Genomic DNA, 12,797 nt, shown 5'->3' on the forward strand with positions numbered 1-12,797 from the left:
GACGCTGCCGGAAGGCACCGAGATGGTGATGCCGGGCGACAACGTGGCCATGACCGTGAAGCTGATCGTGCCGATCGCCATGGAAGAGAAGCTGCGCTTCGCCATCCGTGAAGGCGGCCGCACCGTCGGCGCCGGCGTCGTCGCGTCGATCATCGAGTAAGGTCAGGCCAGGACGGGGCACGGGTCGTGCCCGTGCTTCGTCTCACAAGGTAGTCAAGACAATGAACGGCCAGAATATCCGTATCCGGCTCAAGGCGTTCGACCATCGCATCCTCGATGCGTCGACCCGCGAGATCGTCAACACGGCGAAGCGGACCGGCGCTCAGGTCCGTGGACCGGTTCCGCTCCCGACGCGGATCGAGAAGTTCACGGTCCTCCGCTCGCCGCACATCGACAAGAAGAGCCGCGAGCAGTTCGAGATGCGCACCCACAAGCGCCTCCTGGACATCATCGATCCGACCCCGCAGACCGTGGACGCGCTGATGAAGCTCGATCTGGCGGCCGGCGTGGACGTCGAGATCAAGCTCTGATCGAAGGGCCGGGTTGAGAGAGAACGCCATGCGCTCAGGTGTCATCGCACAGAAGGTGGGCATGACCCGCGTCTACAACGACGCGGGCGAGCACGTCCCCGTGACGGTTCTCAGGCTTGAGAACTGCCAGGTCGTCGCCCATCGGACGGAAGAAAAGAACGGCTATACCGCGCTCCAGCTTGGCGCCGGTACGGTCAAGGTCAAGAACGTCTCGAAGGCCATGCGCGGTCATTTCGCCGTGGCGAACGTCGAGCCGAAGCGGGAACTGGTCGAGTTCCGCGTCTCCCCGGACAACATGATCGAGGTGGGTGCTGAGATCACCGCCGATCACTTCGTCCCGGGGCAGTTCGTGGACGTGACCGGCACCTCGATCGGCAAGGGGTTCGCCGGCGTCATGAAGCGCTGGAACTTCGGCGGCGGTCGCGCCACGCACGGCAACTCGCTGTCGCACCGCGTCCACGGCTCGACCGGTCAGCGCCAGGATCCCGGCAAGGTCTTCAAGAACAAGAAGATGGCCGGTCACATGGGCGACGAGCGGGTGACCACCCAGAACCTCAAGATCGTGCGCACCGACGTGGAGCGCGGCCTGATCCTGGTCGAGGGTGCGGTTCCGGGTGCCAAGGGCGGCTGGATCCTGGTCCGCGACGCTGTCAAGAAGAAGCTTCCGGACGGCGTGCCGACCCCGGGCAAGTTCCGCAAGGTGGGCGACGCTGCGCCGGCGGCCGCCGCGGAGGCAGGTGAGTGATGGAACTCGAAGTCAAGACCCTCGACGGCGCCTCCGCCGGAACGGTCGCGCTCGCTGACGAGATCTTCGGTCTCGAGCCGCGCGCCGACATCCTGCAGCGCGTCGTCCGCTGGCAGCTGGCCAAGCGCCAGGCCGGCACCCACAAGACGCTGACGCGCACCGAGGTCAACAAGACCGGCAAGAAGATGTACCGCCAGAAGGGCACCGGTGGCGCCCGTCACGGCAACAAGGCGGCCCCCCAGTTCCGTGGCGGCGGCAAGGCCTTCGGCCCGGTGGTGCGCAGCCACGAGCACGACCTTCCCAAGAAGGTGCGCGCGCTCGGCCTGAAGCTGGCCCTCTCGTCCAAGGCCAAGGGCGCCAACATCCTGGTCCTCGACCAGGCGGTGGCGGCCGAAGCCAAGACGAAGGCGCTGAAGGAGAAGCTCGCCGGCCTCGGCCTCACCAACGCGCTGATCGTCGACGGCGCCGAGCCGCAGGAGGCCTTCCGCCTCGCGGCCCGCGCGATCCCGAACGTGGACGTCCTGCCGATCCAGGGCATCAACGTGTACGACATCCTGCGTCGCGAGACGCTGGTGCTGACGAAGGCGGCGGTGTCGGCGCTGGAGGAGCGGTTCAAATGAGCACCCTGAAGCACTACGACATCATCCGCAGCCCGGTGATCACCGAGAAGGCGACCATCCAGGCGGAAAACAACAAGGTGGTCTTCAACGTTGCCAAGACGGCGACCAAGCCCGAGATCAAGGCTGCGGTGGAGCAGCTGTTCTCGGTCAAGGTCAAGAGCGTGAACACGCTCATCCGCAAGGGCAAGGTGAAGCGCTTCCGCGGCGTTCTCGGCACCCAGTCGGACGTGAAGAAGGCGATCGTCACGCTCGAGGACGGGCATTCGATCGACGTGACGACCGGCCTCTGAGCGACTTGGCAGGACGACAATGGCACTGAAGACTTACAAGCCGACGACCCCGGGCCAGCGCCAGCTGGTCCTCGTCGATCGCAGCGAGCTCTACAAGGGCGGTCCGGTCAAGACCCTGACGGAAGGCCTGAACAAGAGCGGCGGCCGCAACAACACCGGCCGCGTCACCGCCTTCAACCGCGGCGGCGGCCACAAGCGGTCCTACCGCATGGTGGACTTCAAGCGGCGCAAGCTGGACGTGGTGGCGACCGTCGAGCGGCTCGAGTACGACCCGAACCGCACGGCCTTCATCGCGCTCGTCCGGTACGCGGACGACGAGCTGAGCTACATCCTGGCTCCGCAGCGCCTCGCGGTGGGCGACCAGGTGATCGCCTCGGCCTCGGCCGACGTGAAGCCCGGCAACGCCATGCCGCTGTCGGCCATCCCGGTCGGCACGCTGATCCACAACGTCGAGCTGAAGCCCGGCAAGGGCGGCCAGATCGCGCGTTCGGCGGGCTCCTACGCCCAGCTGGTGGGTCGTGACCAGGGCTACGCGATCGTTCGCCTGAACTCGGGCGAGCAGCGCAAGATCCTCGGCACCTGCTTCGCCTCCATCGGCGCGGTATCGAACCCGGATCATGCGAACGTCTCGATCGGCAAGGCCGGCCGCAGCCGTTGGCTGGGTCGCCGTCCGAGCGTCCGCGGCGTCGCCATGAACCCGATCGACCATCCGCACGGCGGTGGCGAGGGTCGGACCTCCGGCGGCCGTCATCCGGTCACGCCGTGGGGCAAGCCGACCAAGGGCAAGAAGACCCGGTCGAACAAGTCGACCGACAAGTTCATCGTGCGCAGCCGTCACGCGCGCAAGAAGACCAGCTAAGGGGGAACGACCGTGGCTCGTTCTGTTTGGAAAGGTCCGTTCGTCGACGGCTACCTCCTCAAGAAGGCGGAGACCGTTCGCGGCGGCGGGCGCAACGAAGTCATCAAGATCTGGAGCCGGCGCTCCACGATCCTGCCCCAGTTCGTCGGCCTCACGTTCGGCGTCTACAACGGGCAGAAGCACATTCCGGTCTCGGTCAACGAGGACATGGTGGGTCACAAGTTCGGCGAGTTCGCGCCGACCCGGACCTACTACGGTCACGGCGCCGACAAGAAGGCGAAGAGGAAGTAACATGGGCAAGCCGAAGCGCGAACGCTCGCTCGCCGACAACGAGGCGAGGGCGGTGACCCGGAACATCCGGATCAGCCCGCAGAAGCTCAACCTGGTCGCGGCCCTGATCCGCGGCAAGAAGGTTTCCACGGCGCTCGCCGACCTCACCTTCTCGCGCAAGCGCATCGCCGTCGACGTCCGGAAGACGCTCGAGTCCGCGATCGCGAACGCCGAGAACAACCACGACCTCGACGTCGACGCGCTCGTCGTCAAGGAGGCCTACGTGGGCAAGGCGCTCGTCATGAAGCGCTTCTCGCCGCGGGCCCGCGGTCGCGTCGGCGCCATCCAGAAGCCGTTCTCGAACCTCACCATCGTGGTTCGCGAAGTCGAGGAGACCGCCTGATGGGTCACAAAGTCAATCCGATCGGTCTCCGGCTCGGCGTCAACCGCACCTGGGACTCCCGCTGGTTCGCCAACAAGGGCGAATACGGCAAGCTGCTGCACGAGGACATCAAGATCCGCGAGTGGCTGATGGAAGAGCTGAAGGCGGCCGCTGTCTCCAAGGTCGTCATCGAGCGTCCGCACAAGAAGGCTCGCGTGACGATCCACACCGCCCGTCCGGGCGTGGTGATCGGCAAGAAGGGCGCCGACATCGAGAAGCTGCGCAAGCGCATCGGCGACTTCACCGACAGCGAAGTGCACCTCAACATCGTCGAGGTCCGCAAGCCGGAGACGGACGCGAACCTGATCGCGCTCTCGATCGCCCAGCAGCTCGAGCGCCGCGTGGCCTTCCGTCGCGCCATGAAGCGCGCCGTGCAGTCGGCCATGCGCCTCGGCGCCGAGGGCATCCGCATCAACGCGGGCGGCCGTCTCGGCGGCGCTGAGATCGCCCGCCTGGAGTGGTACCGCGAGGGCCGCGTGCCCCTGCACACGCTCCGCGCGGACATCGACTACGGCACCGCCACGGCGCACACCGCCTACGGCACCAACGGCATCAAGGTCTGGGTGTTCAAGGGCGAGATCCTGGAGCACGACCCGATGGCCTCCGAGCGCCGCGCCATGGAAGGCGGCGGCGATGGCGATCGTCCGAGCGGCGAGCGTCGGCGCGAGCGTGATCGTGACCGCGAGGGCGGCCGTGGCCGTCGGGATCGCGACCGCGATCGCGACGCCGGCTGAAACAGATAAGGACTTGGGAGAGGCGTCATGCTTCAGCCGAAGCGCACCAAATTCCGCAAGGCCTTCAAGGGCCGCATTCACGGCGTCGCCAAGGGCGGCACGGACCTGAACTTCGGGGCCTTCGGCCTCAAGGCTCTGGAACCGGAGCGGGTCACCGCGCGCCAGATCGAGGCGGCCCGCCGCGCGATCACCCGTCAGATGAAGCGTCAGGGCCGCGTGTGGATCCGCGTGTTCCCGGACGTGCCGGTCTCGGCCAAGCCGACCGAAGTCCGCATGGGTAAGGGCAAGGGTTCGCCCGAATACTGGGCGGCTCGCGTCAAGCCGGGCCGCATCATGTTCGAGCTCGACGGCGTTCCGGAGGAGGTGGCCCGCGAGGCTCTCCGTCTCGGCGCCGCCAAGCTGCCGATCAAGACGCGCTTCGTTCAGCGCATCGCCGAGTAACCCTGGCGACAGGGCCATTCAGGGCGGACAGGACTCGCCGGCGGGACGATTGTCGTTCCGCCGGTAAATCACGCTTGCAGTATTGACGACGGCACGGCATATGAGCGCCGGGTTCACTGAACCGGCGAACTGTCGCGTCAGACTCGACTTGAGGACGACACAACGATGAAGGCGAACGATGTCCGGGTGATGACGCCCGACCAGCTCGAGGACGAGCTGGTGAAGCTGAAGAAAGAGCAGTTCAACCTGCGCTTCCAGAAGGCAACGGGCCAGCTCGAGAACACCTCGCGGGTGCGGGTCGTTCGTCGCGACATCGCCCGTATCCATACGGTCCTGCGCCAGAAGCGCACGGCCGAGAACGCTTGAAGGAGACGAAGATGCCGAAGCGCGTGTTGCAGGGCACCGTCGTCAGCGACAAGACCGACAAGACCGTGGTGGTCCGGGTGGAGCGTCGCTTCACCCATCCGCTGCTGAAGAAGACCGTGCGCCGCTCCAAGCAGTACCAGGCGCACGACGAGACGAACCAGCACAAGGTCGGGGACGTGGTCTTCATCGAGGAGAGCCGTCCGATTTCCAAGACCAAGCGCTGGATCGTCGTCGGGGCCGAACAGGCCGGCTGAGGACGGAACTTAGCGTTTGGTTTGGTTTCCCCTCCTGCTGCGGATACGGCAGGGGGGACGAGAAGAAGATAAGGCGGCCAAGTCATGATTCAGATGCAAACAAACCTCGACGTGGCGGACAACTCCGGCGCCCGTCGTGTCATGTGCATCAAGGTGCTCGGCGGCTCGAAGCGGAAGTATGCCTCCGTGGGCGACGTGATCGTCGTCTCCGTGAAGGAAGCCATCCCTCGTGGTCGCGTGAAGAAGGGTGACGTGATGAAGGCGGTCGTGGTCCGCACGGCCAAGGACATCCGTCGCCCGGACGGCTCGGTGATCCGGTTCGACCGGAACGCCGCCGTTTTGATTAACAATCAGAAGGAGCCGATCGGGACCCGTATCTTCGGACCGGTTCCGCGCGAACTGCGCGCGAAGAACCACATGAAGATCATCTCGCTGGCCCCGGAGGTTCTGTAACAATGGCCGCCAAGATCAAGAAGGGCGACAAGGTCGTCGTTCTGACCGGCAAGGACAAGGGCAAGACCGGCGAAGTGGTCGAAGTCCGTCCGACCGAGGAACGCGCCGTGGTTCGCGGCATCAACATCGTTCGCCGGCACACCCGCCAGACCGCGCAGTCGGAAGGGGGAATCATCGCCAAGGAGGCGGCGATCCACCTGTCGAACATCGCGCTCGCCGATCCGAAGGACGGCAAGGCGACCCGTGTGGGATTCAAGCTTCTCGACGACGGCCGCAAGGTCCGCGTCGCCAAGCGTTCTGGAGAAACGATCGATGGCTGAGGCGAGCTACACCCCGCGTCTCAAGCGCACCTACGAAGAGACGATCCGTCCGGCTCTCGTCGAGCAGTTCGGCTACAAGAACCCGTTCGAAGTCCCGGTGATCGACAAGGTCGTCATCAACATGGGCGTCGGCGAGACGGTCGCGGACAGCAAGAAGATCAATTCGGCCGTCAACGACCTGACCCTGATCGCCGGCCAGAAGCCGGTCATCACCAAGGCCCGGACCTCGATCGCCACCTTCAAGCTCCGCGAGGGCATGAACGTCGGCGCCAAGGTCACCTTGCGCAAGACCCGCATGTACGAGTTCCTCGACCGCCTGGTCACCATCGCGCTTCCCCGCGTGCGTGACTTCCGTGGTCTGAACCCGAAGTCCTTCGACGGCCGTGGCAACTTCGCCATGGGCGTGAAGGAGCACATCATCTTCCCGGAGATCGTCTACGACAAGGTCGATCAGATCTGGGGCATGGATATCATCGTCTGCACGACGGCGAAGTCCGACGACGAGGCGCGCGCGCTTCTCAAGGCCTTCAATTTCCCGTTCCGGCAGTGACGAGAGGGTTCAGACATCATGGCTAAGAAGAGCGCCATCGAGAAGAACAAGCGTCGCGAGAAGCTGACGAAGCAGTACGCCGCCAAGCGGCAGGCCCTCAAGGAGATCGTCTCCAACCAGGAGCTGCCGATCGAGGAGCGGTTCGCCGCCACCCTCAAGCTGGCTGAACTGCCGCGCAACTCCGCCGCCGTCCGCATCCGCAATCGCTGCGAGATCACGGGCCGTCCGCGGGCCTACTACCGCAAGCTCAAGATGAGCCGCATTGCCCTGCGCGAGCTGGGTTCGCAGGGCCTCATCCCGGGCCTCGTGAAGTCGAGCTGGTAAGGAGAACGGTCCCATGTCCATGACCGATCCTTTGGGTGATATGCTTACCCGTATTCGCAACGCCCAGATGCGCAAGATGTCCAAGGTCGTGACGCCGGCTTCCAAGCTGCGCGCCAACGTCCTCGACGTCCTGACCGCCGAGGGCTACATCCGTGGCTACTCCGCCGTCGAGCAGGCGGGCCGCGCCGAGTACGAGATCGAACTCAAGTACTTCGACGGCGAGCCCGTGATCCGGACCCTGGAGCGCGTCTCCAAGCCCGGTCGCCGCGTCTACGCGTCCGTGAAGAACCTCCCCCGCGTGGCCAACGGCCTCGGCGTGTCGATCCTCTCCACCCCGCAGGGTGTGATGGCCGACCACGAGGCCCGCGAGAAGAACGTCGGCGGCGAGATTCTCCTGCGCGTGTTCTGACCACTCCAGACTGGCAACGGAATTTCACAATGTCTCGCATTGGAAAGAAGGCCGTCCCGGTCCCCAAGGGGGTCACGGCCGACATCAACGGGCAGACCGTCTCGGTCAAGGGACCGAAGGGTCAGCTGCAGTTCGCAGTCAACGATCTCGTCCTGGTCTCCAAGGCCGAGGACGGCTCGATCAAGGTCGATCCGAGGGACGACTCCAAGCCGGCTCGCGCCAGCTGGGGCATGTCGCGGACGCAGATCGCCAACCTCTTCAAGGGGGTGACGACCGGCTTCGACCGCAAGCTCGAGATCACGGGCGTCGGCTACAAGGCGGCGGTTCAGGGCAAGAACCTGAACCTGTCGCTCGGCTACAGCCACGACGTCACCTATCCCATTCCCGAGGGGATCACCATCACCACCCCGAAGCCGACCGAGATCAACATCTCCGGCATCGACGCCCAGCGCGTGGGTCAGGTGGCCGCCGAAATCCGCAAGTTCCGTCCGCCGGAGCCCTACAAGGGCAAGGGCGTGCGGTACTCGGACGAGGTGATCGTCCGCAAGGAAGGCAAGAAGAAGTAAGGGTCGGCCATGGCTAAGCTCATTGGTAACGATCGTCGCCGCGCTCGCGTGCGTCGGTCGATCAAGGCGGTGGCTTACGGTCGCCCCCGCCTCAGCGTGCATCGCACGGGACGCCACATCTACGCCCAGGTGATCGACGACACGGCGGGCGCCACGCTCGCCGCGGCGTCCAGCCTGGACAAGACGCTGCGCGAGCAGCTGAAGAGCGGTGCGGACAAGGATGCCGCCGCCGCGATCGGCAAGCTCATCGCGGAGCGCGCTCTCGCCGCTGGCGTGACGAAGGTCGTCTTCGACCGCGGCCAGTTCCTGTACCACGGCCGCGTCAAGGCGCTGGCCGACGCCGCCCGCGAGGGCGGCCTGGACTTCTGACGGTCCCGGACCCGAGAGAGAGAAAAATGGCTGAACGTGAACGTAACAATCGGGACCGGGATCGGGAAGAGCGCGACAGCGAATTCGTCGATCGCCTGGTCCACATCAACCGCGTCGCCAAGGTGGTGAAGGGCGGCCGGCGCTTCGGTTTCGCCGCCCTCGTCGTCGTGGGCGACCAGAAGGGCCGCGTGGGCTACGGCCACGGCAAGGCGCGCGAAGTGCCGGAAGCGATCCGCAAGGCGACGGAAGCTGCCAAGCGCGCTCTCGTCCGCGTGCCGCTGCGCGAGGGCCGCACCCTGCACCACGACACCAACGGTCGGTGGGGCGCGGGCCGCGTGGTGCTCCGGGCGGCTCCGGCCGGTACGGGCATCATCGCCGGCGGTCCGATGCGCGCGGTCTTCGAGGCCCTAGGCATCCAGGACATCGTGACCAAGTCGCTCGGGTCGTCCAACCCGTACAACATGGTGCGCGCGACCTTCGACGCGCTCGCCCGTGAGGACAGCCCGCGCTCGGTCGCGGCTCGCCGTGGTCTCAAGGTTTCCGCGCTCCAGGCCCGTCGTCGCGACGTGGATCCGGATGCCGTGGCGGCCGAGGCCTGATCGACGGACGAGGCGGGTGCCCTGGCGCCCGCCGTCTCTGCCAAGGATCTGACAGATGTCGACCACTGAAACCGCGGGCAAGACCGTCACCGTCGTGCAGACGGGCAGCCCCATCCGCCGGCCGTCCGAGCAGCGCGCGACGCTGATCGGCCTCGGCCTCAACAAGCTCCACCGTCGCGCGGTGCTGCAGGATACCCCTGCGGTGCGCGGCATGATCGCGAAGGTCCGGCACCTCGTCCAGGTCGTGGACGAAGCCTGAGAAACCACCGGTCGGAAGGACTGAGACATGAAGCTCAATGAGCTCAAGGACAACCCGGGCGCCACGAAGGACCGCATGCGCGTCGGTCGCGGCATCGGCTCGGGCAAGGGCAAGACCGGCGGACGCGGCGTGAAGGGCCAGACCTCGCGGTCGGGCGTTTCGATCAAGGGCTTCGAAGGCGGTCAGATGCCGCTGCATCGTCGCCTTCCCAAGCGCGGCTTCAACAACATCTTCGCCCGCGACTTCAACGAGGTCGGCCTGGATCGCATCCAGAAGGCCGTGGACGCCGGCGTGCTCGACAAGGGCGCCCCGATCACCGCCGAGGCCCTGAAGGCCGCCGGCGTGATCCGCCGCGTCAAGGACGGCGTCCGGATCCTCGGCGGCACCGTCACCGCCGCGCTGACCTTCGACGTCGCCGGCGCCTCGGCTCCGGCCGTCGCGGCCATCGAGAAGGCCGGCGGTTCGATCACCGTTCAGGCTGCCCCGGCTCCCGCCGAGGCCTGATCCCGCTCGAGCCCTCGGGAGCGTCGATCGGTCCGTCCCGCACGGACCTTGCCATCGACGCGCCCGGGGGCTTATTCCGTTCAGGCGGCCGCCCCATATGGTCGGTCAGTCCCCGCCGCCCGCCCGCCGATCGGGGAGGGGAGGCGGGGCCGGCATCCCGCGGACGGGCCAGACCTGGCCGGCCGCGTCGGATCCGTCGCAATCGATGCGGCGAGTGTGTCGTCCGGGCCTGTCTCATGGCACGGCGGGCGGCTGGCCGGATCCCGTGTCTTTCGACGACTTGTCCTCTGCGGACGGAGTGACACATGGCTTCTGCGGCAGAACAGCTTGCAGCCAATCTGAATTTCGGAGCCTTCGCCAAGGCGGAGGAGCTCAAGAAGCGGATCTGGTTCACCCTCGGCGCGCTGGTGATCTACCGGCTCGGCACCTACATCCCGATTCCCGGCATCGACCTGGAGGCGCTGCGCCAGGCCTTCCAGCAGCAGAGCCAGGGCATCCTCGGCCTGTTCAACATGTTCGCCGGCGGCGCCGTGGAGCGCATGGCGATCTTCGCCCTGGGCATCATGCCCTACATCTCGGCGTCGATCATCGTGCAGCTGATGACCAGCGTGGTGCCGTCGCTGGAGGCCCTCAAGAAGGAGGGCGAGGCCGGCCGCAAGAAGATCAACCAGTACACCCGCTACCTGACCGTGGTCCTCGGCACGTTCCAGGCGTACGGCATCGCCGTCGGCCTGCAGAACTCCGGCGGCATCGTCATCGACCCGGGCCCGTTCTTCCTCGTCTCCACGGTGATCACGCTCCTCGGCGGCACCATGTTCCTGATGTGGCTCGGCGAGCAGATCACGTCGCGCGGCATCGGTCAGGGCACGTCGCTGATCATCTTCGCCGGCATCGTGGCGAACCTGCCGACGGCGCTCGCCGGCATGCTGGAGCTCGGCCGCCAGGGCGCGCTCGCGACGCCGGTCATCCTCGGCATCATCATCCTCGCCGTGGCGGTGATCGCCGCCATCGTGTTCGTGGAGCGGGCCCAGCGCCGGCTGATCATCCAGTATCCGAAGCGCCAGGTCGGCAACCGGATGTTCCAGGGCGATTCGAGCCACCTGCCGCTGAAGCTGAACACCTCGGGCGTCATCCCGCCGATCTTCGCGTCGTCGCTGCTGCTCGTGCCGGCCACGCTCGCCGGCTTCGCGGGCGCCGGCGAGCCGGGCTGGCTGCAGACCACCACAACGCTGCTCGGCCACGGGCAGCCGCTCTACATGGCGCTCTACGCGGCCATGATCGTGTTCTTCGCCTTCTTCTACACGGCCATCGTGTTCAACCCGACCGAGACGGCCGAGAACCTGAAGAAGCACGGCGGCTTCATCCCGGGCATCCGGCCGGGCGAGCGCACCGCGCAGCACATCGACTACGTGCTCACGCGGATCACGGTGCTGGGCGCGGCCTACCTGGTGGTCGTCTGTCTGTTACCCGAATTTCTCATATCGTCGACCGGCGTTCCGTTCTATTTCGGAGGAACGTCTCTCCTCATCGTGGTCAGCGTCACGATGGATACTGTCGCGCAGATCCAGGGGCACCTGCTTGCGCACCAGTATGAGGGGCTGATCAAGAAGTCGAAGTTGCGGGGGAGGCGTCGATGAGGCTGATTCTGCTCGGGCCACCGGGCGCTGGGAAGGGTACGCAGGCTCAGCGGCTTGTGGAACGGCACGGGATCGTGCAGCTGTCGACCGGAGACATGCTCCGGGCCGCGGTGGCCGCGGGCACCGAGATCGGCAAGCGGGCGAAGGCCGTCATGGACGCCGGCCAACTGGTCTCGGACGAGATCGTGATCGGCATCGTGGCCGACCGGATCGACGAGCCGGACGCCCGCAAGGGCTTCGTGCTCGACGGCTTTCCCCGGACGATCGCGCAGGCCGAGGCGCTGGACGCGATGCTGTCGGAGAAGGGCCTGAAGCTGGACGCGGTGATCGAGTTCAAGGTCGACAACGAGAAGCTCGTCGACCGGATCGTCAAGCGCGCCAAGGATGCCGAGGCGGCCGGGCAACCGGTGCGCAAGGACGACAACCCGGAGGTCTTCGCCAAGCGCCTCCAGGAGTTCGCCAGCCTCACGGCGGCGCTGTCGCCCTACTATCTGAAGTCCGGTCTCCTGCGGACTGTCGACGGCATGGCGCCGATCGACGAGGTCTCGGAGGAGATCAACCAGATCCTCGCGGAGGCGGTCTCCGCCTGAGCGGGAACGCTTGGCCGCCGGGCCATTCGTTCGGAATCGGTTGACGGGTGAGGGCGGGTCGTTTATCTACCCGCACCTATCCACGATCTGCGCACGGTCGGGGCGATGTCGCGCGTTCTCACGGGAACGCCGCGGTTCGGGCCCCGGTCGGTGCCAAGACACACACCTCCGCTGATGGACGCAATCGTCCGATCCGATGGAGGGAGCGGCGAGGGCACCTCCCGCGGCGACAGGAGAAGAACACAGTGGCCCGTATTGCAGGCGTCAACATTCCCACCGGCAAGCGCGTTCTGATCGCGCTCCAGTACATCCACGGCATCGGCCCGAAGTTCGCGTCCGAGATCCTGGAGAAGGTGGGCGTGCCGGTGGAGCGTCGCGTCAATGAACTCAGCGACGCCGAAGTGCTCCAGATCCGCGAAGTGATCGACCGCGACTACGTCGTGGAAGGCGATCTGCGTCGCGAGACCGCGATGAACATCAAGCGTCTGATGGACCTCGGCAGCTACCGCGGCCTGCGTCATCGTCGCGGCCTGCCGGTGCGCGGCCAGCGCACCCACACCAACGCGCGGACCCGCAAGGGCCCGGCGAAGGCCATCGCGGGCAAGAAGAAGTAATTCGGACGGCGGTGCGGCCGCGCGGGGCATGCCTCGCGCCGCCGCGTCGTCG

The 12,797-nt window shown here is 66.4% G+C and carries 25 protein-coding genes; all 25 read left to right on the forward strand.

What is annotated here, in order from left to right; genetic code table 11:
- The coding region (locus HND91_RS03775) for an EF-Tu C-terminal domain-related protein (RefSeq protein WP_484482106.1) at nucleotides 1-160 on the forward strand (160 nt) is incomplete at its 5' end.
- Nucleotides 161-221: 61 nt separating this feature from the next.
- On the forward strand, nucleotides 222-530 hold the full coding sequence (gene rpsJ, locus HND91_RS03780) for a 30S ribosomal protein S10 (protein ID WP_181705216.1): 309 nt from the start codon (nucleotides 222-224) through the stop codon (nucleotides 528-530).
- 28 nt (nucleotides 531-558) lie between these two features.
- Nucleotides 559-1,275 (forward strand): 50S ribosomal protein L3, encoded by a 717-nt coding sequence (rplC, locus tag HND91_RS03785; RefSeq protein WP_181705217.1) that lies wholly within the window; start codon nucleotides 559-561, stop codon nucleotides 1,273-1,275.
- Nucleotides 1,275-1,895, forward strand: coding sequence for a 50S ribosomal protein L4 (gene rplD / locus HND91_RS03790; protein ID WP_181705218.1), 621 nt, complete (start codon nucleotides 1,275-1,277; stop codon nucleotides 1,893-1,895). Before rplC ends, rplD begins: the two co-directional genes overlap by 1 nt.
- Nucleotides 1,892-2,185 (forward strand): 50S ribosomal protein L23, encoded by a 294-nt coding sequence (locus HND91_RS03795; RefSeq protein ID WP_181705219.1) that lies wholly within the window; start codon nucleotides 1,892-1,894, stop codon nucleotides 2,183-2,185. Before rplD ends, HND91_RS03795 begins: the two co-directional genes overlap by 4 nt.
- Before the next feature lie 19 nt (nucleotides 2,186-2,204).
- A complete protein-coding gene (gene rplB / locus HND91_RS03800; RefSeq protein ID WP_181705220.1) occupies nucleotides 2,205-3,044 on the forward strand; it encodes a 50S ribosomal protein L2 in 840 nt (279 codons plus the stop codon).
- A gap of 12 nt (nucleotides 3,045-3,056) precedes the next feature.
- Complete coding sequence (gene rpsS, locus HND91_RS03805; protein ID WP_075216587.1) at nucleotides 3,057-3,335, forward strand: 30S ribosomal protein S19; 279 nt, start codon at nucleotides 3,057-3,059, stop codon at nucleotides 3,333-3,335.
- 1 nt (nucleotide 3,336) lies between these two features.
- On the forward strand, nucleotides 3,337-3,717 hold the full coding sequence (rplV, locus tag HND91_RS03810; RefSeq protein WP_181705221.1) for a 50S ribosomal protein L22: 381 nt from the start codon (nucleotides 3,337-3,339) through the stop codon (nucleotides 3,715-3,717).
- Complete coding sequence (rpsC, locus tag HND91_RS03815) at nucleotides 3,717-4,490, forward strand: 30S ribosomal protein S3 (RefSeq protein ID WP_181705222.1); 774 nt, start codon at nucleotides 3,717-3,719, stop codon at nucleotides 4,488-4,490. Before rplV ends, rpsC begins: the two co-directional genes overlap by 1 nt.
- A 27-nt stretch (nucleotides 4,491-4,517) precedes the next feature.
- A complete protein-coding gene (gene rplP / locus HND91_RS03820; RefSeq protein WP_181705223.1) occupies nucleotides 4,518-4,931 on the forward strand; it encodes a 50S ribosomal protein L16 in 414 nt (137 codons plus the stop codon).
- Nucleotides 4,932-5,096: 165 nt separating this feature from the next.
- Complete coding sequence (gene rpmC / locus HND91_RS03825) at nucleotides 5,097-5,297, forward strand: 50S ribosomal protein L29 (protein ID WP_181705224.1); 201 nt, start codon at nucleotides 5,097-5,099, stop codon at nucleotides 5,295-5,297.
- Between the two features lie 11 nt (nucleotides 5,298-5,308).
- A complete protein-coding gene (gene rpsQ / locus HND91_RS03830; RefSeq protein ID WP_181705225.1) occupies nucleotides 5,309-5,551 on the forward strand; it encodes a 30S ribosomal protein S17 in 243 nt (80 codons plus the stop codon).
- Nucleotides 5,552-5,635: 84 nt separating this feature from the next.
- Complete coding sequence (gene rplN, locus HND91_RS03835) at nucleotides 5,636-6,004, forward strand: 50S ribosomal protein L14 (RefSeq protein ID WP_181705226.1); 369 nt, start codon at nucleotides 5,636-5,638, stop codon at nucleotides 6,002-6,004.
- 2 nt (nucleotides 6,005-6,006) lie between these two features.
- Entirely contained in the window at nucleotides 6,007-6,324 is a 318-nt protein-coding gene (gene rplX / locus HND91_RS03840; RefSeq protein ID WP_181705227.1) for a 50S ribosomal protein L24, read from the forward strand.
- A complete protein-coding gene (rplE, locus tag HND91_RS03845; RefSeq protein WP_181705228.1) occupies nucleotides 6,317-6,874 on the forward strand; it encodes a 50S ribosomal protein L5 in 558 nt (185 codons plus the stop codon). The genes rplX and rplE overlap by 8 nt, the downstream gene beginning before the upstream one ends.
- 18 nt (nucleotides 6,875-6,892) lie before the next feature.
- Nucleotides 6,893-7,198, forward strand: coding sequence for a 30S ribosomal protein S14 (gene rpsN, locus HND91_RS03850; protein WP_181705229.1), 306 nt, complete (start codon nucleotides 6,893-6,895; stop codon nucleotides 7,196-7,198).
- A gap of 13 nt (nucleotides 7,199-7,211) precedes the next feature.
- Nucleotides 7,212-7,607, forward strand: coding sequence for a 30S ribosomal protein S8 (rpsH, locus tag HND91_RS03855; protein ID WP_181705230.1), 396 nt, complete (start codon nucleotides 7,212-7,214; stop codon nucleotides 7,605-7,607).
- A 29-nt stretch (nucleotides 7,608-7,636) separates the two neighbouring features.
- Complete coding sequence (gene rplF / locus HND91_RS03860) at nucleotides 7,637-8,173, forward strand: 50S ribosomal protein L6 (RefSeq protein ID WP_181705231.1); 537 nt, start codon at nucleotides 7,637-7,639, stop codon at nucleotides 8,171-8,173.
- 9 nt (nucleotides 8,174-8,182) lie between these two features.
- Nucleotides 8,183-8,542, forward strand: coding sequence for a 50S ribosomal protein L18 (gene rplR, locus HND91_RS03865; protein WP_181705232.1), 360 nt, complete (start codon nucleotides 8,183-8,185; stop codon nucleotides 8,540-8,542).
- Between the two features lie 26 nt (nucleotides 8,543-8,568).
- Entirely contained in the window at nucleotides 8,569-9,141 is a 573-nt protein-coding gene (gene rpsE, locus HND91_RS03870) for a 30S ribosomal protein S5 (RefSeq protein WP_181705233.1), read from the forward strand.
- 55 nt (nucleotides 9,142-9,196) lie between these two features.
- A complete protein-coding gene (gene rpmD, locus HND91_RS03875; protein ID WP_181705234.1) occupies nucleotides 9,197-9,400 on the forward strand; it encodes a 50S ribosomal protein L30 in 204 nt (67 codons plus the stop codon).
- 27 nt (nucleotides 9,401-9,427) lie between these two features.
- On the forward strand, nucleotides 9,428-9,904 hold the full coding sequence (gene rplO / locus HND91_RS03880) for a 50S ribosomal protein L15 (protein WP_181705235.1): 477 nt from the start codon (nucleotides 9,428-9,430) through the stop codon (nucleotides 9,902-9,904).
- Nucleotides 9,905-10,209: 305 nt separating this feature from the next.
- Entirely contained in the window at nucleotides 10,210-11,541 is a 1,332-nt protein-coding gene (gene secY / locus HND91_RS03885; RefSeq protein WP_181705236.1) for a preprotein translocase subunit SecY, read from the forward strand.
- Nucleotides 11,538-12,131 carry an adenylate kinase gene (locus tag HND91_RS03890; protein WP_181705237.1) on the forward strand — a complete coding sequence of 198 codons (594 nt, stop codon included), beginning with the start codon at nucleotides 11,538-11,540 and terminating at the stop codon, nucleotides 12,129-12,131. Before secY ends, HND91_RS03890 begins: the two co-directional genes overlap by 4 nt.
- Before the next feature lie 245 nt (nucleotides 12,132-12,376).
- Nucleotides 12,377-12,745 carry a 30S ribosomal protein S13 gene (gene rpsM / locus HND91_RS03895; RefSeq protein ID WP_181705238.1) on the forward strand — a complete coding sequence of 123 codons (369 nt, stop codon included), beginning with the start codon at nucleotides 12,377-12,379 and terminating at the stop codon, nucleotides 12,743-12,745.
- Nucleotides 12,746-12,797 lie beyond the last annotated feature (52 nt).

Source organism: Chthonobacter rhizosphaerae (assembly GCF_013839525.1).
GTDB lineage: Bacteria > Pseudomonadota > Alphaproteobacteria > Rhizobiales > Pleomorphomonadaceae > Chthonobacter > Chthonobacter rhizosphaerae.